Origin of the sequence: Saccharomonospora sp., from assembly GCF_027317685.1 — a bacterium.
In the GTDB taxonomy this organism is placed as follows: domain Bacteria; phylum Actinomycetota; class Actinomycetes; order Mycobacteriales; family Pseudonocardiaceae; genus Saccharomonospora.
This window is the reverse complement of sequence record NZ_DAHVQP010000020.1, coordinates 1-17564: the sequence shown is the minus strand read 5'-3', so window position 1 is coordinate 17564 and position 17564 is coordinate 1. Positions and strand designations below refer to the sequence as shown.

Below are 17564 nucleotides of genomic sequence, written 5' to 3'. Positions count from 1 at the left end.
CATCGTCAAGAAACTGACCCACCAAGACCGGCCAGCACCCCTCAGTCGCCTCGCTCTACCGCGCCCTCGCCAACAACGACGCCTGACCAGCAGAGTTACGGACTCATTGCCCCTTTCGCTCGTATCCCGGCGGTCCCCCTTCTAACGGTTCCTCAACGACACACTGCGACCCCAGTTACGCGCACGCGATACGCGAAACAGTAAAGCGACGCGCGAAACGCTAAACAAGCGTGGCACACAATGGATGTTATGTGCCACGTGTATTCGGTGCCCCTCAACGAGCGATAAGCAGCCCCCGGCGGACAAGGCCACCGCGACCCGGGGGCGGAAAACTTGGGAGCATCCGAGTCGACCTCAGAGGTATGTGACGCTCGCAGGCCCAGTGAGCGCTGGGGAACATCGGCCGCTGAGACGGTAGGGCCGCGGAATGGGACTGGGCGCCATGGGACCGACCCGACGGTTCAGTGCACCCCTGTGCCCCGGCCGCGCCATCGCCACCTCGCGAACTGGACTATGGGGCCGAGCGAGGCGACGGCACCCCCGAGCAAGCCAGGGCCTTGATTTTGTCTGTTTTACCTGATTTTGAAGCGGACGCGGCTGCGGATATCAGGAACTTTTTTTCGTCACCGTGACGAAACTAGGTCGATAGTCTGGGGGCCCTTTGAGGGGTTCTTCGGGATCGAATAAGGGCATGTTCGCGGTAGTTTGAGCGGACGTGATCCGAAAGTGCGCCACGCTTTCCTGTGTCCCCACGCCGCGACTCGATTCAGGTGTGGCTAGCGAGGTACCCAGCGGGCGAGCCGACATGCGCCGGCCCCACCGTATCCTGGCGACCTCTCAATCCACCTGCCCTCCCCTTTCCTCAACACAACGCGGGTGTGCGAGGTTCTTCTTCGCTGGGATGTGGCACTCCAAGGAATGACGCCGGAAGCATGTCGCAAGAGCACGACGGAGCGGATGTCCAGCACGTGGTGTCGAGATCCATGCCAGGGACTTCCGATGGCCGCGGTGAAGAGGGAGAACCACCATGAAGTACCTGCTGCTGAAGCACTACCGGGGCGGCCCGACCCCTGTCGGTGACTGGATTCCGATGAGCGAGTGGACGTCGGAGGAGATCGACGCGCACGTACAGTTCATGCGCGACTTCGCAGTCCGCTTGATGGAGACAGGCGAGTTCGTCGATGCTCAGGCACTGGCACCCGAGGGATCGTTCGTGCGGTATGACGGTGAGAGGCGCCCACCGGTGGCCGATGGCCCGTTCGCCGAGGACAAAGACCTCATCGCCGGCTGGATGGTCATCGACGTGGAGTCGTGGGACCGCGCGGCCGCCCTGGCCGGAGAGCTGTCCGCCGCTCCCGGTTCCGGTGGCAAGCCGATACACGAGTGGATCGAGGTTCGACCGTTCCTCTCCGATCAGCACACGAGTACCGGGTGAACGAGCGCCCCACACTTGCGCGACTACCGTCGCTGCGCCGGTGTATGGGGGCCGCGTGAACACCGCGGTGTGGGCCCGTGATCGCGAGGCGGCGGCAACCGACATGGCAGAGGGACCGTTCACGCGGTCCTCACTTTCCGGTCGTAGGGTTCACGTTGATCGAAGCGGAGAACTCACAGAAGGCGATAGTGACGGACTCCCACACACCGCGGTGGCCCATGGTCTCGTCGAGGCATGGCCGTTGCATGCCGTAATCGGCGACACTGGTTGGTGCGCGTTCTTCGAGTGATTCGGTTCGAAGGTGCCGCGGTATGCGAGTCGTGTGAGACTGTCCGCGGTGCGCATCGACTCCTCCTCCACAGCGGATGCCAAGGATTGTCGTGCCCGCGACGACAATTCACCCACACAGTCGTCGGCACTCTTTCTCATGATCGAGACTACTTTGATCGTGGGATCCGTTTTCCTCACCCACGATTCATCCTCGATGCCGACACGGGTGAGTGTGCTTAGTTTGAGGCCGATGCCGATGTCCAGCGGGCATGGCTTTTTCGCGATGCCAAGGACATCGTCAAGGACACCGTCGCAGCATTCACCGACCGAATGGAACGGAGCCCGCACGTGACCACGACAACCGACGACAGTGCCGAACTACGCGCCCAGTTGGTCGACCGCCTGGTCGGTGACGATCTCCTGCATGAACCACGCTGGCGTGAGGCGTTCCGTGCCATACCGAGGGAGGTACTCGTCGACCGGTTCGCCGTACACGATCCGGCAACCGGAAGGCACACTCACCACGATCCAACCGTCGACCGCGCCAGTGCACTGGCCGCGGTCTACAGCGACGTGGCGTTGCTGACGCAACTCGACTCCGGCGGCACAGCCACCTCCAGCTCCACCGCACCGTCACTGATGGCATTGATGCTGGAACGACTCGATGCCCGCCCGGGACACCGGGTGCTGGAAATCGGGACCGGCACCGGCTACAACGCCGCGCTTCTGTGTCATGGACTCGGCGACCACGCCGTCACCAGCATCGACATCGACCCTGGCCTCGTCGCGCAGGCCCGAGCACGGCTGGCCGAGCTCGGCTATGGTCCCCACCTCGTCGTCGGCGACGGCGCGCTCGGCGTCCCGGCCCCCGACCAGTACGACAGGATCATCGCCACGTGTGGCCTGGCCCGCGTTCCCGAAGCATGGCCTGCCCAGGTTTGTGAAGGCGGTGTCATCCTGGTCAATCTGGGTTTCGCCCTAGCCCGGCTCACCGTCGCGGCCGACCGCAGTGCCTGTGGCCGGTTCACCGACTACGCCTCGTTCATGCGCCGACGCACCGATACCGGCGAGACCGCACCCACCGTGCACGACATCCTCACCGCCGCCGACCGTGACGGCGCAACCTACCAGGCCCCGTTTCCTTCCTTTCTCAAGGAACGACCGCTGCAATGCCTGCACGCCATCGTCCACTCCCACGTGCACAAGGTCATGGTGCACAGCGACGAAGGCGACCTCTACGTGTTGAGCAACCCCGGCACAGGTTCCTGGGCCCGCGCACGCCTTGGACCGGATGGGCAAGCCACTGTCGTGCACGGGGGACTTGGTGATCTCTGGGGCGATCTGGTGGGACTTGCCGCCTGGTGGGACGATCTCGGCCGCCCCGAACCCACCCGCTTCGGGCTGACCGTGTCCTCCGACGGTACGCACACGTTGTGGCTGGACCAGCCGGACCGCGCTGTGATGCACCTGCCCACCGTTGACCTGACTCAGTAGGCGCATGGCACCTGGGGTTAGGGCCGCGCGAATGGTGGGCCGGCACTATGGGCCGGCACTAATTGCCGGGGCTACGGGGCTACAGTCGCGTAACGGCACTCGTGTTCGGAAAACCCCAATCGCATGAGCAACTCATTCACCATGGTGCGGAACAAGGGCTCATGGTCGGTGATCGCGGGCCCCATGTGCCCGAAGACTTCCAAACACACCGCGCCGTAGATCTGCCGCCAACAATCGAGGAAAACCTTGATGACTCCGGCTGGAAGTTCGGGCCGGCCGATCACTTCGCGGTAATGGGACATCTGCTCGAGCAGGTCCTTTGGCATGCGGTTCTCGTCGCGCACCGGAAAGTCCCGTTTCCGCCACGCCTCGAACACCAGCGGCCCCCACACCCCCGCCAGGCGGAGCATCCAATCCTCGGTCAGCTCCGTCTGTGCCGGCCCCGCTGCCGGAGTGGGCGGGCCGAACAGCATTCTGAACTCGACGACGTTGGCGTTGGCCCACTCGCGAAAAGCGTACGTCGCCGCCCACAAACGCCCGGCGAGGTCGTCCGAGGGGTGACGTTCCACCGCTGCCTGCATAGTCTCGACCAGTTCGCTCACCAGGTCTTCAGCCAGGCCACGCACGATGTCCGGCAGCCCGGCGTAATAGCGGTACAGCGCCGGGGCGGTCACTTCGACCTCCCGCGCGATCGCGCTGAGCGTCAACGCGGAAGGCCCCTGCTCGGTCAGTATCTTTCGTGCGCTGCGTTTGATGTCACGTCTCAGCTGCTCCCGCAGTCTGTCCCGTCGCGAAACCCGCTCCTCCACACCTCCATCGTCCCACGGGCGTGAAACACTCCGTTGTAATGGGCGATCATTCAGTAATTTCTCTTTACTGACTAAGTAGTTCACGGTGGCCTGTTCAGGTCACGTCCAAGACAAGCGCTGTTTCAGTCGGGGCTGGCGGAATCAACCGTCTCAACGAAAACCCACCCCTGCCAAGTTCACGCGATCAGCGCCACCGCCGCGAAGATCACTGGCAGGCTGGTCACGGTGCTGACGAGCACCGCATCGCGCGCGAAGGTGACCCCTTGGCCGAACCGCACCGCGTAGCCGAAGACGTTCTGCGCCGCAGGCAGCGCCGCGCAGACGACCACGGCGAGCAATGCCGTGCCACTCAGCCCCAGTAATGACCCCAGCCCCAACGCGAGCAGAGGGTGGATCACGTTCTTCAGCACCACCGCCACGACGAGTGACCCTCGACTCTCGGGATCTCGGCCGGGCATTGTCGAGCCGTGCAGTGAGATCCCGAAGGCCAGCAACATCGCGGGCACCGCGAGGTCGGCCAGCAATCCCACCGGCGCCATGATCAGTTCCGGCACGGTCACCTCGAACGCGGTCACCAGCAGGCCGAGCCCTGTCGCGATCGCGAGCGGGTTACGTAATGGTGCGGTGAGGGTTCGAGCCCATGAGGGACGTCCCCCTTCCCGCACCGACACCACATCGAGCACGGTGGTGAACACCGGGGTCAGCACGGCGAGCTGGAACAGCAGAACCGGTGCGACCACGGTGGCGTCCCCGAACACGTAAGCGGCGACGGGTAGGCCGAGGTTTCCTGCGTTGACATATCCGCTCGCCATCGCACCGACCGTGGTCTCTCCCACCGGTCTGCGACGTAGCCACCCGAACGGCACATACAACGCACAGGCAAGTGAACTGGTAACAGCTGTCACTATCAGTGCCGACGAGAGCACCGCGCTGACGTCGGCCTGCGCCACCGTGGTGAACAACAACGCCGGACTCGCGACGAAAAACGCTGTTCGAGACAACACCTCCGTGGCGGAGGACCCGAGCACACCGGCTCGGCCGACGGCGTATCCCACTACAACCACGCAGGCGATGACCAGGAATCCCTCGACCACACCACTCATGTCGCTGTCACTTTGCTGACAGTAAGGCTGTGACCGGCGTCAATCGGCGTCGGGGCCGCGATCCTTGCGCCGTGGCCCCGACGCAGGTGGGTGTCTTCTGTGCTGCCCCACGACAACACAGAAAGGACGTCTGGTTCCGGTTCTGGACCGTGACAGCGGGTGTCGGGCGGGTATAACCCGCGCATGGCATTGCATTGGAAGCTGGTGATCGACACCTCGGATGCGCCTACGCTCGCTGATTTCTGGGCCGCCGTGCTCGGCTACGAGGTGGAGGACCAGAGCACGTTGATCGATCAGTTGTTGGCCGCCGGGCAGATCGACGAAAGCGTCGTCGCCGAACATCGCGGGCACCGCACTTTCCGTGGATTCGCGGCCATCCGGCATCCGGATGACCCGTTCGACCGGAACACCGGCATCGGGCAGGGCCGCAGACTGCTGTTCCAGGACGTGCCGGAGGCCAAGACGGTCAAGAATCGGCTGCACATCGACGTGCACGCGGGAACGGACGGGCTCGACGCGCTCGTCGAACGGTTGGAGTCGCTCGGCGCGGCTCGGGTCCGGGAATTCGACAAGGGGCCGGCCGGGCACTGGTGGGCGATGCGTGATCCGGAAGACAACGAGTTCTGCGCCGCAGGGTGAGCAGCGGCATCACGCGGGGCACAGGCCGGGCAGGAACGATGCCGGTAATCGCTGCCGGTGTTTTCGGTCTGGGGAGATTACACGCTGACCGTGTCTTCGCGGTCTTCGCCGAGTGTCGACGGGACTTGTCCGGCCGGCTTGGGACAATCGTGGTGTGCTCGAGTTCGCAGGCCCACACGACATCGCCCGCCGCACCTTCGCCGCAGTTGACGCGGCTGTCGGGGTGGGACGCGAGTTCGGGCTCACCGTGACCGATGCCGTGGTGCTGCACGATGTTTTCTCCGTCGTCGTGCACCTCGCGCCCTCGCCGGTCGTGGCCCGGGTTCCGGTCGTCCTGCCACATTACACGGACCTCGGCTCCCTGGCGCGCCGCCAACAAGCGGAACTGGAGGTGACCCGGTGGCTTGCGGACCAGGGGACGCCCGTCATCCCACCCAGCCCCCTCGCACCGCGGAAGCCGGTTCGACGGGACGGGTTCTCGATGACGTTCTGGCAGTTCGTCGAGGAAGACCGGGACGAACAACCCGACTACGTGGCGAACTGCGAAATCGTCCCCGACCTGCACGCCGCGATGCGCCCCTACCCGGGTCGCCTGTCGTTTCTGTCGGCCGCCGAACCACGGTTCGTCGAAGAAAGTCTCGCACTGCTCGGCAAACATCCCGACCTCATCGCCCCGGCGGACCTGGACCGTGCGCTCCGGGAGTGGCGGGTTCTGAAACCCCTTGTACGTTCCCGCGCGGCGTTCGAGGAGGCGTTTCCGGGGATCGAGCTGCAACCCATTCACGGTGACTGCCCACCCGCGAACATCTTCTCCGGTGTGGCCGGGAACCTCTACGCCGACTTCGAGCTGGCCACGTTGGGTCCGGTGGAATGGGATCTGGCCGCTCTCGGCCCCGATTGCGAAGCCGCCTACAACCGTGGCGCGCAGCGCAACGGGATGCGGATGTTGAACGAGGATGTGCTCAGGTTCGTCAACGCCGTGGGCATGCTGCGGGCCATCGCCTCTTTGGCGCTCGTGCCGCAGCTGCCCTCGCTGGTGGAGTACCTGATGCCGGCTGTCGACCAATGGCGGTCGACGCCGTTCGCCGGCGGTGTGGGCGACTGAGGGTCCACACGTCTGCGTTCAGTCGTCGAGGAGCCATCGCAAGCCCTTGCTGCGGGCCACGAGGAACAAGCCGACCGCCAGCATCGCCGCGTGGCCCCCTATCCGCAGCGGCTCGGGCAGTGCGACGTAGTTGAGCACGAACCAGCTGTCCGAGTCGGAAAAGATGTTGTTGGCCAGCCCTCCTCCACCTTGGACCAGCAAGGCCAGGCCGATGAGCACGACGACACCTGTCATGACGTTCTCCCCCAACTGAGCAATACGCTTGTATCGGTATTCTCGGATACTACAGAGATCGAACACCCAAATCAATACGAAAGACTTGGAAAGATAGCGATGGGGCGAGGCAGCAGCGGGGTTCGCGGCCCTGGCGCCGCACACGAACAACGACGCCGCGACATACTCGAAGCGGTCTTCACGATCGTCGACACCGAAGGAACCGATCAGGTCAGCATCCGACGCGTCGCGGACACAGCCGGGGTTTCCCTCGGCCGAGTCCAGCACTACTTCCCCACCAAGGACGACCTCCTCGCCGAAGCGTTCGCCACGATCAACGACCAGGGCGCAGACCGTGTGCGTGGACGCCTCCCGAAAGGGAACGCCTCCGACCCCGAAAGAGTGCTGAACGTCGTGCTGAGCGAGCTCATCCCCGACACGGACTCCGAACGCCGGCTTGTCCGCATCGCCCAAGCCTTCGAGGTGTACGCGCACACCCGGCCCGCGCTCAAGGAACACCTCACCCGCGGCTACGACGAACTCGCTTTTTTACTCATGCGCCTACTGCACGCCTGTGTCCACCCACAGGACGACGCCGATCGGGCATCTGCGGAATTTCACACGGAAGCGTATGAACTTCTCGCCCTGGCCACCGGGTTGGCCGGATTGGTCACCACCGAGAATCTCGACGCACGGCAGGCGTCCGACATCATCACCGCACGCCTCGACGGCATGCTCGGCGCCTACCGCAGAACCCGCCCATAACCTCGTCGACGGCCACCGCGCAGCGCCCAAGACCGGTCAGTCGATCCGGAACACCGGGTACCGGTGGGCGATGGCGGCGAAACGGGACAACGGGGCTCGACGGTCGACCGGAATGTGGGGCCGCGCGCCGGGTGCGATGGCCAGGTAGCGGCGCAGGATCGGGGCTCGCTGCTCCACCGGGACCTCGGTGAGCACGACGCTCCTGTCACGACCATACCTACGCAGGACGGCATGACCACCCGCCGCACGGACGTTACGCACCCAGTTCGCTCCGGAACCGAGCATCGAGACCAGGAAATACCGCCCCTCGCACTCTGCGACGGCGATGGGCACGGATATCGGGCGGCCCGTGCGCTTACCCACCACCACCAGTGTCGCGGCATGCCGTGGGGCAAGGATCGCCGAAGCGAAACACCGAGCGTCGATGCGGTTCAACACCCGCATGAGAGCCACCGGCCTTCCGCCGCCGTACAGTCGTCGCTTCATCGCCCCGAACAGGCCGGATCGAGCGAACGGGGTCACGAGATACGCGGCCGTGGCGCCGGTTTCTGCGCCCCCTTCCATAGCGCCACGACGACCCACAGTCCGGCCAGACACGGCAGGACACCGACCAACCCCAAGGGCGGGGCGAGGCCGACGTCTCCGGAGACATCCTTGGTCAGCAGTGCGGTCAGAGCAACACACGCGGCGATCACGAAGACCGCGGTCGCCGACCATCGCGCCCACCGTTTACCGGTTTTGACCGTCCACATCGTCCAGATCCAGCCGAGGACCCCCAACACGCCGACGACGGAGAGGAGCGTCAGCCAGGCGTTGACGGTCGCGTCGACCTGTTGCCCGTCGTAGGTGGGATAGCTGGTTCGGATGTGGTCGACCAGCACATGGGTGGTGGCACGGTCGACATGCGGTAAGAGCGCCGCGACGAGGGTGAGTCCGAGTCCGGTGTAACTTGCTCGCAGAGCAGAGCGTTGAATCGCCGCCATCGGATCGCGTCCTTTCCCGTGCGTGATGGGGTTACTGGTTCGCCCGTCGATTCCCGACGGGCGTGGTCGGGTGGTGGTGAGCGGGTCAGGGTCATCGACCTGTTCGGCACCGGGTATCGGAGGAGTCCGAGGAAGAACAACGGCAGCGATACCCGCGGCGACGACCAGGAGCACGGCACTGAGGGACAAACCGAACGCGTACCCGTCACCGAGCGCCTCGGGCGTGGCATCCGCGCCGGTACGGTGCAGCGCGGCAGTGCCGAGAACGGCCAGGCCCAGCGAGGCACCGAGCTGACGCGAGCTGTTGAGCAGCCCTGAAGCGGTGCCTGTCTCACGGGAGGCGACGCCGACGGTCGCGGTGGACACGACCGGCCCGAGACAGAGACCGAAACCGACGCTGGCGACGATCGACGGCCCGAGCACATGCGTGAGGAAAGCGCCGTTCGAAGTGATCGACCCGAACCAGGCGAACCCGACCGCGGCCAGCGCCCCGCCGAGGACGAGCAGGGTGCGCGGCGCGAGACGATAACCGAGTTTGATGGCGAGCACGGACCCGGCGACCACCCCGAGAGCGAACGGCAGGAACTCGGCCCCGGTCAACGCCGGACCGTGCCCGAGCACGCGTTGCAGATAAAGGGACACGAAGTAGAAGGCCGAGGCCATCGCGGCACCGACCAACAAGTTGTAGACGTTGGCGCCGACCACCGAACGATTAGCGAACAAACCGAGACGGATCAACGGTTCGGCCACAGTGGACCTTTCGACGTGAACGAACGCGACCAACAACGCGACAGCGATCACCAACGTGACCACCGTGACCGGCGAGGCCCACGAATACTGCTCGGTACGGACGATGCCGAACACCAGCAGCGTCATCCCCGCCGTAGCCAGGACAGCGCCGAGGACATCCGGGCGAGCACCACGAGTCCGAGGCGGGTCGACGGCGACCCCCAGATACGCGAGGAAAAAAGCACAGCCGGCCATCGGCACACTGACGAACATCACCCATTGCCAGCCGACGTACTCGGTGAGTAAGCCACCGATCAACACACCGAGGGCACCGCCCGCGGCATTCATCGCGCCCCAGACCCCGAACGCTCGGACCCGAGCCCTACCGGCAGGAAACGTCGTGGTCAGCAACGCCAAGGCAGCCGGCGCCAACGCGGCGGCCCCGATGCCCTGCGCGGCACGCGCGGCGACGAGCTGGCCGGCATCCTGAGCGAATCCCCCGGCCAGTGAGGCAAGAGCGAACAGCCCGAGTCCGAGCAACAGGATCCGCCTGTGGCCGTACCGGTCGGCGGCCTTACCACCCAACAAAAGCAGGCCACCGAAGGTCAAAGCGTAGGCGTGGATCACCCAGGTCAGGCTCGCCGCGCCGAAATCGAGCCCTTCGGCGATCCGCGGAAGTCCCACGTTCACGACCGACAGGTCCAGCGACACCATGAACTGCACGATGGCCACCGCGGCCAAAGTGAGCGCGGAACACGCGTTCGCCGACTTTTCGAACATGTTCCTAAAGTAGCACGAACCACAACAACGAAAAAGCGAAACAAGACGACGAGAACAACGAGGCAGAATGAACACATGCCCCCACCCCGCCCCGCACGCACCCGAACCGGACGCCCCCCGGTCACCTCACGCGCACAGATCATGGAAGCCGCACGCCGACTCATCGACCGCGACGGATGGGAAAAACTGACCCTCCGCCGACTCGCCACCGAACTCGGAATCGGAACCACGACCCTGTACCACCACGTACGGGACAAAGAAGACCTCATGGTCCAACTGATCACCGACCACGCCGACCGAATGCCCCACCCCGAACTCCCGGACAACCCCCGCGAACGCATCATCGTGGCCGCCATCGCGATACACGACGCTCTCGCAGCACTCCCCTGGGCAGCAGAAGCCCTGACAGTGGACGGATTCCTCGGCCGCCTCGGCGACACCGCACTATGGCACGTGGAAACGATCGTGGCAGGTGCTGTCGCCCACGGCTGCACACCCGAACAAGCTGTCGACGTCTTCCGCAACATCTGGTACTACACCGTCGGCGAAATCCTCGTCCGCGCCCGCACAGCCAACCACCGACACCTCGACCGCGAAAAACTCCTCAACCAACAAAAACTGCGCTTCGACAACCGAGACTCCACACAACTGCCACACCTGGCCGCCATCGGCAACCAATGGCCGACACTCGCCTCGCGCGACATCTACCCCCAAGGTCTTCGCGCCTTCGTCGACGGACTGCTCTCCCACGCCACGACGGACACCGCACCACTGTCTCGCTGAGCAAGGCGGATGATTCCCTCTCCGTTAACGTCATGGCCGTGGCCGAACAGAAGCCGACGATCGAGCTCAGCATGGCTGAGCTGCGCGCCGTCACAGGCTATGCCGTGGCCTGTGCCGAACCCGCTCTAACGCTCTTCGAACGCGTCCACCCCGACGATCGCGGAAGGGGCCGCACGAACCAAAAAGCTCCGGGACAGTGCATGGGCCGCGCAACGGGCATATCAACAGGCCCGCGATCTGGGGCAGCTCGCGGCGAGCGAAACCGCACCCGCGGCGACTGCTTTAAGCTCACGGTCGCGGCGCGACACATGCAGCAAACCCCGCCTGCTGCGCAGCACCCCGCACCAGATCGACGAGGATCCCACAAGACACCCACCCTCACCAGCCCACACACGTGTCAGCCCATCCCCCGCGGGGTACGGCCACAGAGTGACCCCGGAAGTAGTGGTATTCGGCCAAATCGCCCGCGACCTCGTACTACGCGTCACCGACGTGCCAGGACCGAACGGATCAACAACCGTTCGGTCCCGCCGCGAAATGTTGGGCGGCAAAGGCGCCAACCAAGCCGTCGGACTCGCACAACTCGGCACCCCCGTGGCACTGGTGGGCGTGGTCGGTGACGACCGCACCGGACACGAACTGCTCGACCACGCCACCCGCGACGGCATCGACATCACCCACACCGTGCGACGCGAACACACCCCCACGGCACTGCTCGTCGACATCCTCGACGACCACCCCTGGCACCGCTACCTCGAACACATACCACCGGACGTACTGCTCACCGAACGCGACGTATTCGCCGCCTCCGAACTCATCCGCCGGGCCGACACCATCGTCATCCAACTCCAGCAACCCCTCACCGCCGCGCTGGAAGCAGCCCACCTGGCCCACGCCACCCACACCCGAATCGTCCTCGACGGCGCCACCGACAACCACACCCCCGCACACGCCGACCTCCTCGCCCGCACCGACGTGCTCCGCGCCGACGCACACGAAGCCGAACTCCTAGCCAGCCGCTGCCTCAACAGCATCACCGACACCGCAGAAGCAGCCCAACAACTGCGCAAACAAGGCCCAACAGTGGTCGTGCTCGAGGTCGCAGACGAAGGCAACCTCATCTCAAGCCCCGCGGGCTACGAATTCCTCCCCCACGACGACGCCGAGGTACTCGACACAACCGGCGCCGGTGACGCCCTGGTAGCCACGCTCGTCCACTCCCTGGTCCAAGGCGACCCACTCTCAACAGCCGCCCGCCTCGCCGTGACAGCCGCCGGAATCACCACCGAACACGCAGGAGGACGGCCCCGGCTCCACAACCTCGCCACGAAAGGAACCCCACCGTGACCACACCCGACAAACACACCATCGACACCACACGCCACAACAGCACACCGCTACACGACGCCGACGACCTCACCCCCTCCTGGACCGCATCGGCAACGCCCGCATCGTCTTGCTCGGCGAAGCCACCCACGGAACCGCCGAGTTCTACCGATGGCGGGCCACACTGACCCAACGCCTCATCACCGAACACGGCTTCTCCTTCGTCGCCGTCGAAGGCGACTGGCCCGACTGTCACCGACTGCACTGCTGCGTCACCGGACAACCCGGCCACCTATCCGACCCACACGACATACTGACCAGATTCAGCCGCTGGCCACGCTGGATGTGGGCGAACGAAGAGGTCACCGAATTCACGCGATGGCTCCGCGAATTCAACACCACCCACGCCCCCAAACCCGTCGGCTTCCACGGACTCGACGTCTACAGCCTCTGGGAATCACTCGACGCCATACTCGACCACGTCCGCGAACACGACCCCGACCAACTCGACACCGCCCGCACCGCCGCACGCTGCTTCGAACCGTATCGGCACAACCCACGCGAATACGCGTTCGCCACCACACTCACGCCCACAAACTGCGAAGACGAAGTCGTGGCCCTGCTCGCGAACCTACGCCACCACGACAACACCCGACCCGGACTCGACCCAACCTTCATCGCCCGCCAAAACGCGGAAATCGTCGCCGGAGCCGAACGCTACTACCGCACACTCGTACGCGGCGACGAACAATCCTGGAACGTACGCGACCACCACATGACCGACACCCTCGACCGGCTCCTCGACGCATACGGACCAGACGCGAAAGCAGTGGTATGGGCACACAACACACACGTCGGCGACGCCCGCGCCACCGACATGGCCCCAGCCGGCCTCGTCAACCTCGGACAACTCGCGCGCCAACGACACGGAAACAACGTCGTCATCATCGGCTACGGCACCCACCACGGCTCAGTGATCGCCGCCGACCGCTGGGGCGACCCACCACAGCGCATCACCATGCCCGAAGCACGCCCCGACAGCATCGAAGCAGTACTACACGAGGCCTGGCCCGACACCGACGTTCCCCTGGAACTCACAACGGACGGCCACCCGCCGTGGACCAGCCAGGAACGCGCCCACCGAGCAGTCGGTGTCGTCTACCACGCACACACCGACAAGCTGCCCAACTGCGTTCCCACCGTCCTGTCCAACCGCTACGACGCCTTCCTGCACTGCGACGCCACCACGGCCGTGCATCCCCTACACCCACTGGAACAAGAACCCACGCCCACCGAGACCGAAACCTACCCCAGCGGACAGTAACCGCCACCCTCAGCGACGACGCTTCTCATCATCGACAGGGAACTCACTCTGCTGCACCGCCCCCGTGGGACTGGCCTGCTCCTGACGTCGAGACACAGCGGCCCGACCCGGCTGCGAAGCCGTATCACCGTAGGACGCATCCTCGTTCTCCACCGGAGAGGTACGTCCTTCTTCCTGCTCAGCGACATGCTCGACATACTCCTGTTGCGGGTCACGCTGGTTATCACCCATACGTGGTGACTACCCCGACCGACGCACGGGTCAACCTGAACGGACCGCCGCGTACAGCAACATGTCCCGACGCCTACCACCGATCTCCTGATGACTGCGCAGCAAACCCTCCCACTGGAACCCCGCGTTCTCCACAGCCCGCCAAGAACCGTGGTTCCACGGCTCGATGTACGCCTCGATGCGGTGCAACTCCGGGATCGTCCACGCGAACGCGGTCACCGCCCTGAGCGCACCACCAGCGACACCACGACCCCGATAACGCGGCAGCACCGAGTAACCGACCGAAGCACGGCCACGAGGCAACTCCCGCAACCACAGCCCAATCGTGCCGACCGCCGTGTCAGTGGCCCGCTCGGCCACCACGAAGGAAAACCCGGCCCCTTCGGCATGGCGCTGCCGCTGCCGGTCCACCCACTCCCGTGCCTGCTGCGGCGTCGGGTGCGCGGGCAAAGAGCCGATCAACGGAACGTACGGATCCTCACCGAGTTCGACCGCCAGCCGAACATCGTCCGCGCGAAATGCTCGCAACACCAGACAACCATGCGAAGGCGGCGTCGCAGGCCACGAAGGAAGAAAAACGCTCACCGAGCGCAGCGTGGTAGATCATCCCCCACACCGCAACACATTTTTCATGATCGACTTCCGTGCTTCTGTGTTTGTTTTTTAAGGGGGTTTGGAAACTGTTGGTGAGAGCTGAATGATTGTTGCCAAAAGCCCGTGCGTTTAGGTCGTTATACATACTCAGAGCGCTTCGAGAGTGGGGTGGAGGGTGACCGAGTGTGCTCGAATTCAGGCGGTCTCTCGCTCTCTGACAAACTGTACTCATGCTCCGCCACCGCGGCCGTCGCCTCTGGCCACCTCCCGGCCCATGGGGCTTCAGTTGCGAGAACTCGGCCCGGTTCAGCGCGCGAACACCATGTACAACCGCGCTAACCCGGCCCCGCCCTGCCGGATCACCCGCCGGTCCCCTCCCCCGCCGACGAACCGACGGAGCGAGAGCCGACCTCCTCGGTTTCGCTCACCGGTCGACTGGGTAATAGGGCGTACAGCATCGATGAACGTCGCTCGGCGAGGAGTGCCATGGGTTTAGGGAAATGGCTCCGCTCGTGGCCGGTTTATCGGCAACTGACCGGCCAAGACCCCCTGGGGAGAGGCGCGGCTGCGGAATCCCGCCTATCCATGGAGCTGACCCCGCGGACCGCGACCTCTGACCGGGTGGTCAACTCCATCTGCCCGTACTGCGCTGTCGGCTGCGCGCAGAAGGTCTACGTCCAGGACGAACGCGTCGTTCAGATCGAAGGAGACCCCGGTAGCCCCATCTCACGCGGCCGACTGTGCCCGAAGGGCGCGGCGAGCAAACAACTGGTGACAGGCCCCCAACGCGAGGAGCGGGTCCTCTACCGCGCGCCGTACGCCACCGAGTGGCAGGAGCTCGATCTCGACAGGGCCATGGACATGGTGGCGGAGCGGGTGCTCGACGCCCGCGCCAAGGGTTGGCAGGACACCGACGAACACGGCCACCGACTACGCCGCACCATGGGCATCGCGAGCCTGGGTGGCGCCACGCTGGACAACGAGGAGAACTACCTCATCAAAAAACTGTTCACCGCGTTGGGAGCCGTGCAGATCGAGAACCAGGCCCGTATTTGACACTCCGCCACGGTTCCCGGTCTGGGAGCCTCCTTCGGTCGTGGTGGCGCGACGGACTACCAGCAGGACCTGGTGAATTCCGACTGCATCATCATCGTGGGCTCCAACATGGCGGAAGCCCACCCGGTCGGCTTCCAGTGGGTCATGGAAGCCAAGGCCAGGGGTGCGGCGGTGATCCACATCGACCCCAGGTTCACCCGCACCAGCGCCCTGTCCGACATGTACGTTCCCGTGCGTGCCGGATCGGACATCGCCTTCCTCGGCGGCGTGATCAACTACATCCTGTCCAACGAGCTGGACTTCAGGGAGTACGTCACCGCATACACCAACGCCTCCTTCCTAGTCAGCGAGGAATACCAGGACACAGAAGACCTCGACGGGCTGTTCAGCGGATACGACCCGGAAACCGGGTCGTACGAATCCGACAGCTGGCAGTACGAGAGCATCCGCCCCGACGGGACCGCGCAAGCCACGGGCTCGAAGGGCAAACAAGAGACCACGTCGTACCAGTACGGTTCCGGGGGCCCGAAGGTCGAGGGCGGAGCGCGGCGACTGGCGGCCGACCCGACCCTGCAACATCCGCGGTGTGTGTATCAGATCCTCAAGCGCCATTTCGCGCGCTACACACCCGAGATGGTCGAGGCGACCTGCGGTGTTCCCGCCGAACAGTTCTTGAAGGTCTGCAAAGCGTGGACGTCGAACTCCGGACGGGAACACACGGCGACACTGGTCTACAGCGTGGGCTGGACCCAACACAGCGTCGGCTCGCAGTTCATCAGGGCCGGGTCGATCATCCAGTTGCTGCTCGGCAACATCGGCCGGCCCGGGGGCGGGGTCATCGCGCTGCGCGGGCACGCGAGCATCCAGGGCTCGACCGATATCCCCACCCTGTTCAACCTGCTTCCCGGTTACCTTCCGATGCCGGACGCCGAGAGCCATCCGGACCTGACGACGTATGTGGAAAGCGTGGCCGGTGATCTGCAGAAGGGCTACTGGCGCAACGCCGACAGCTACATGGTCTCCTTGCTGAAGGAGTACTGGGGCGACGCGGCGACCCCGGACAACGACTTCTGCTTCGACTACCTGCCCCGCATCAACGGTGATCACGGCACCTACCGCTCGGTCATGGACATGATCGACGGCAAGGTCTTCGGGTACTTCCTGCTCGGACAGAACCCGGCCGTCGGCTCGGCGCACGGCCGGTTACAACGGTTCGGCATGGCCAACCTGGACTGGCTGGTCGTTCGCGACCTGGCGATGATCGAGAGCGCGACGTTCTGGAAGGACTCTCCCGAGATCGAGACCGGAGAGATCGCCCCGGAGCAATGTCGCACGGAGGTGTTCTTCTTCCCGGCCGCTTCCCACGTCGAGAAGTCGGGCACCTTCACCCAGACTCAGCGCATGTTGCAGTGGCGCGACCAGGCTGTCGAACCACGCGGCGACCAGCGGTCCGAACTGTGGTTTTTCTACCACCTCGGACGACTGCTCAAAGAGAAACTCGCCGCCTCGACCGATGAACGCGATCGGCCGCTGCTGGACCTGGCGTGGGACTACGAGTTGGAAGGCGACGAACCGTCCGCCGAGGACGTGCTGCGCCACATCAACGGCTACGACCTGCGCACGGGACGAGTCGTCAACGGCTACACCGACCTCAAACCGGACGGCAGCACCTCGTGCGGCTGTTGGATCTACAGCGGGGTGTTCGCCGACGGGGTCAACCAGGCGGCACGTCGGCTGTCCCGGCTGGACCAGCAGCAGTACGAGCTCGAATGGGGTTGGACCTGGCCGATGAACCGGCGGGTCCTGTACAACCGCGCGTCGGCCGACCCCCAAGGCCGACCGTGGAGCGAACGCAAGGCACTGGTGTGGTGGGACGCCGAACGCGGGGAATGGACCGGCTACGACGAGCCGGACTTCGAAAAGCA

16 protein-coding genes and 1 pseudogene are annotated in these 17564 nt (G+C 64.8%); 10 read left to right on the top strand and 7 right to left on the bottom strand.

Annotated features, from left to right (window positions below; genetic code table 11):
- Nucleotides 1-1027 precede the first annotated feature (1027 nt).
- Both M7H19_RS01545 and M7H19_RS01540 read left to right on the top strand, forming a co-directional pair.
- Nucleotides 1028-1435 (top strand): YciI family protein, encoded by a 408-nt coding sequence (locus M7H19_RS01545; RefSeq protein ID WP_298176098.1) that lies wholly within the window; start codon nucleotides 1028-1030, stop codon nucleotides 1433-1435.
- A 618-nt stretch (nucleotides 1436-2053) separates the two neighbouring features.
- Nucleotides 2054-3199 (top strand): methyltransferase domain-containing protein, encoded by a 1146-nt coding sequence (locus tag M7H19_RS01540; protein WP_298176096.1) that lies wholly within the window; start codon nucleotides 2054-2056, stop codon nucleotides 3197-3199.
- A 71-nt stretch (nucleotides 3200-3270) separates the two neighbouring features.
- Here the strand turns inward: M7H19_RS01540 and M7H19_RS01535 are convergent, their stop codons facing one another.
- Nucleotides 3271-4092, bottom strand: coding sequence for a TetR/AcrR family transcriptional regulator (locus M7H19_RS01535; protein WP_298176093.1), 822 nt, complete (start codon nucleotides 4090-4092; stop codon nucleotides 3271-3273).
- Between the two features lie 92 nt (nucleotides 4093-4184).
- On the bottom strand, nucleotides 4185-5111 hold the full coding sequence (locus tag M7H19_RS01530) for an AEC family transporter (protein WP_298176091.1): 927 nt from the start codon (nucleotides 5109-5111) through the stop codon (nucleotides 4185-4187).
- Between the two features lie 183 nt (nucleotides 5112-5294).
- Between M7H19_RS01530 and M7H19_RS01525 the strand changes: the two genes are divergently transcribed.
- A complete protein-coding gene (locus M7H19_RS01525; protein WP_298176089.1) occupies nucleotides 5295-5750 on the top strand; it encodes a VOC family protein in 456 nt (151 codons plus the stop codon).
- A gap of 154 nt (nucleotides 5751-5904) precedes the next feature.
- Nucleotides 5905-6855, top strand: coding sequence for a phosphotransferase (locus M7H19_RS01520; RefSeq protein ID WP_298176087.1), 951 nt, complete (start codon nucleotides 5905-5907; stop codon nucleotides 6853-6855).
- An 18-nt stretch (nucleotides 6856-6873) separates the two neighbouring features.
- On the opposite strand, the gene M7H19_RS01515 is transcribed toward M7H19_RS01520, so the two are convergent.
- Nucleotides 6874-7089: a hypothetical protein gene (locus M7H19_RS01515; RefSeq protein WP_298176085.1), complete on the bottom strand. Its 216-nt coding sequence runs from the start codon at nucleotides 7087-7089 to the stop codon at nucleotides 6874-6876.
- A 99-nt stretch (nucleotides 7090-7188) separates the two neighbouring features.
- On the opposite strand from M7H19_RS01515, the gene M7H19_RS01510 reads away from it, so the two are divergent.
- Nucleotides 7189-7833, top strand: a complete 645-nt coding sequence (locus tag M7H19_RS01510; RefSeq protein ID WP_298176082.1) for a TetR/AcrR family transcriptional regulator — start codon at nucleotides 7189-7191, stop codon at nucleotides 7831-7833.
- Nucleotides 7834-7869: 36 nt separating this feature from the next.
- Here the strand turns inward: M7H19_RS01510 and M7H19_RS01505 are convergent, their stop codons facing one another.
- Both M7H19_RS01505 and M7H19_RS01500 read right to left on the bottom strand, forming a co-directional pair.
- On the bottom strand, nucleotides 7870-8319 hold the full coding sequence (locus M7H19_RS01505; protein ID WP_298176079.1) for a nitroreductase/quinone reductase family protein: 450 nt from the start codon (nucleotides 8317-8319) through the stop codon (nucleotides 7870-7872).
- Between the two features lie 32 nt (nucleotides 8320-8351).
- A complete protein-coding gene (locus tag M7H19_RS01500) occupies nucleotides 8352-10325 on the bottom strand; it encodes an MFS transporter (protein ID WP_298176076.1) in 1974 nt (657 codons plus the stop codon).
- Between the two features lie 75 nt (nucleotides 10326-10400).
- On the opposite strand from M7H19_RS01500, the gene M7H19_RS01495 reads away from it, so the two are divergent.
- The 4 genes and pseudogenes from M7H19_RS01495 (at nucleotide 10401) to M7H19_RS01480 (ending at nucleotide 13758) form a co-directional block, all read left to right on the top strand.
- On the top strand, nucleotides 10401-11108 hold the full coding sequence (locus tag M7H19_RS01495) for a TetR/AcrR family transcriptional regulator (protein ID WP_298176073.1): 708 nt from the start codon (nucleotides 10401-10403) through the stop codon (nucleotides 11106-11108).
- A gap of 32 nt (nucleotides 11109-11140) precedes the next feature.
- A pseudogene (locus M7H19_RS01490) lies at nucleotides 11141-11396 on the top strand (exonuclease SbcC); the annotation flags it as partial.
- Between the two features lie 141 nt (nucleotides 11397-11537).
- Nucleotides 11538-12455, top strand: coding sequence for a PfkB family carbohydrate kinase (locus M7H19_RS01485; RefSeq protein ID WP_298176101.1), 918 nt, complete (start codon nucleotides 11538-11540; stop codon nucleotides 12453-12455).
- 109 nt (nucleotides 12456-12564) lie between these two features.
- Nucleotides 12565-13758, top strand: coding sequence for an erythromycin esterase family protein (locus M7H19_RS01480; protein WP_298176071.1), 1194 nt, complete (start codon nucleotides 12565-12567; stop codon nucleotides 13756-13758).
- Between the two features lie 9 nt (nucleotides 13759-13767).
- On the opposite strand, the gene M7H19_RS01475 is transcribed toward M7H19_RS01480, so the two are convergent.
- The gene (locus tag M7H19_RS01475; RefSeq protein WP_298176068.1) at nucleotides 13768-13989 is read right to left on the bottom strand and encodes a hypothetical protein; all 222 of its coding nucleotides are present in this window, start codon (nucleotides 13987-13989) and stop codon (nucleotides 13768-13770) included.
- A gap of 30 nt (nucleotides 13990-14019) precedes the next feature.
- Nucleotides 14020-14520 (bottom strand): GNAT family N-acetyltransferase, encoded by a 501-nt coding sequence (locus tag M7H19_RS01470; RefSeq protein WP_298176065.1) that lies wholly within the window; start codon nucleotides 14518-14520, stop codon nucleotides 14020-14022.
- Nucleotides 14521-15069: 549 nt separating this feature from the next.
- Here M7H19_RS01470 and fdh point away from each other — a divergent pair.
- Nucleotides 15070-17564: formate dehydrogenase (gene fdh, locus M7H19_RS01465; RefSeq protein ID WP_298176063.1), on the top strand; the 2495-nt coding region annotated here is incomplete at its 3' end.

What these genes read in the sequence shown, in the direction of transcription:
- M7H19_RS01545 (WP_298176098.1), top strand. Translation starts at nt 1,028, where the DNA reads ATGAAGTACCTGCTGCTGAAGCACTACCGGGGCGGCCCGACCCCTGTC.
- M7H19_RS01530 (WP_298176091.1), bottom strand. Translation starts at nt 5,111, where the DNA reads ATGAGTGGTGTGGTCGAGGGATTCCTGGTCATCGCCTGCGTGGTTGTA.
- M7H19_RS01525 (WP_298176089.1), top strand. Translation starts at nt 5,295, where the DNA reads ATGGCATTGCATTGGAAGCTGGTGATCGACACCTCGGATGCGCCTACG.
- M7H19_RS01515 (WP_298176085.1), bottom strand. Translation starts at nt 7,089, where the DNA reads ATGACAGGTGTCGTCGTGCTCATCGGCCTGGCCTTGCTGGTCCAAGGT.
- M7H19_RS01510 (WP_298176082.1), top strand. Translation starts at nt 7,189, where the DNA reads ATGGGGCGAGGCAGCAGCGGGGTTCGCGGCCCTGGCGCCGCACACGAA.
- M7H19_RS01505 (WP_298176079.1), bottom strand. Translation starts at nt 8,319, where the DNA reads ATGAAGCGACGACTGTACGGCGGCGGAAGGCCGGTGGCTCTCATGCGG.
- M7H19_RS01500 (WP_298176076.1), bottom strand. Translation starts at nt 10,325, where the DNA reads ATGTTCGAAAAGTCGGCGAACGCGTGTTCCGCGCTCACTTTGGCCGCG.
- M7H19_RS01495 (WP_298176073.1), top strand. Translation starts at nt 10,401, where the DNA reads ATGCCCCCACCCCGCCCCGCACGCACCCGAACCGGACGCCCCCCGGTC.
- M7H19_RS01475 (WP_298176068.1), bottom strand. Translation starts at nt 13,989, where the DNA reads ATGGGTGATAACCAGCGTGACCCGCAACAGGAGTATGTCGAGCATGTC.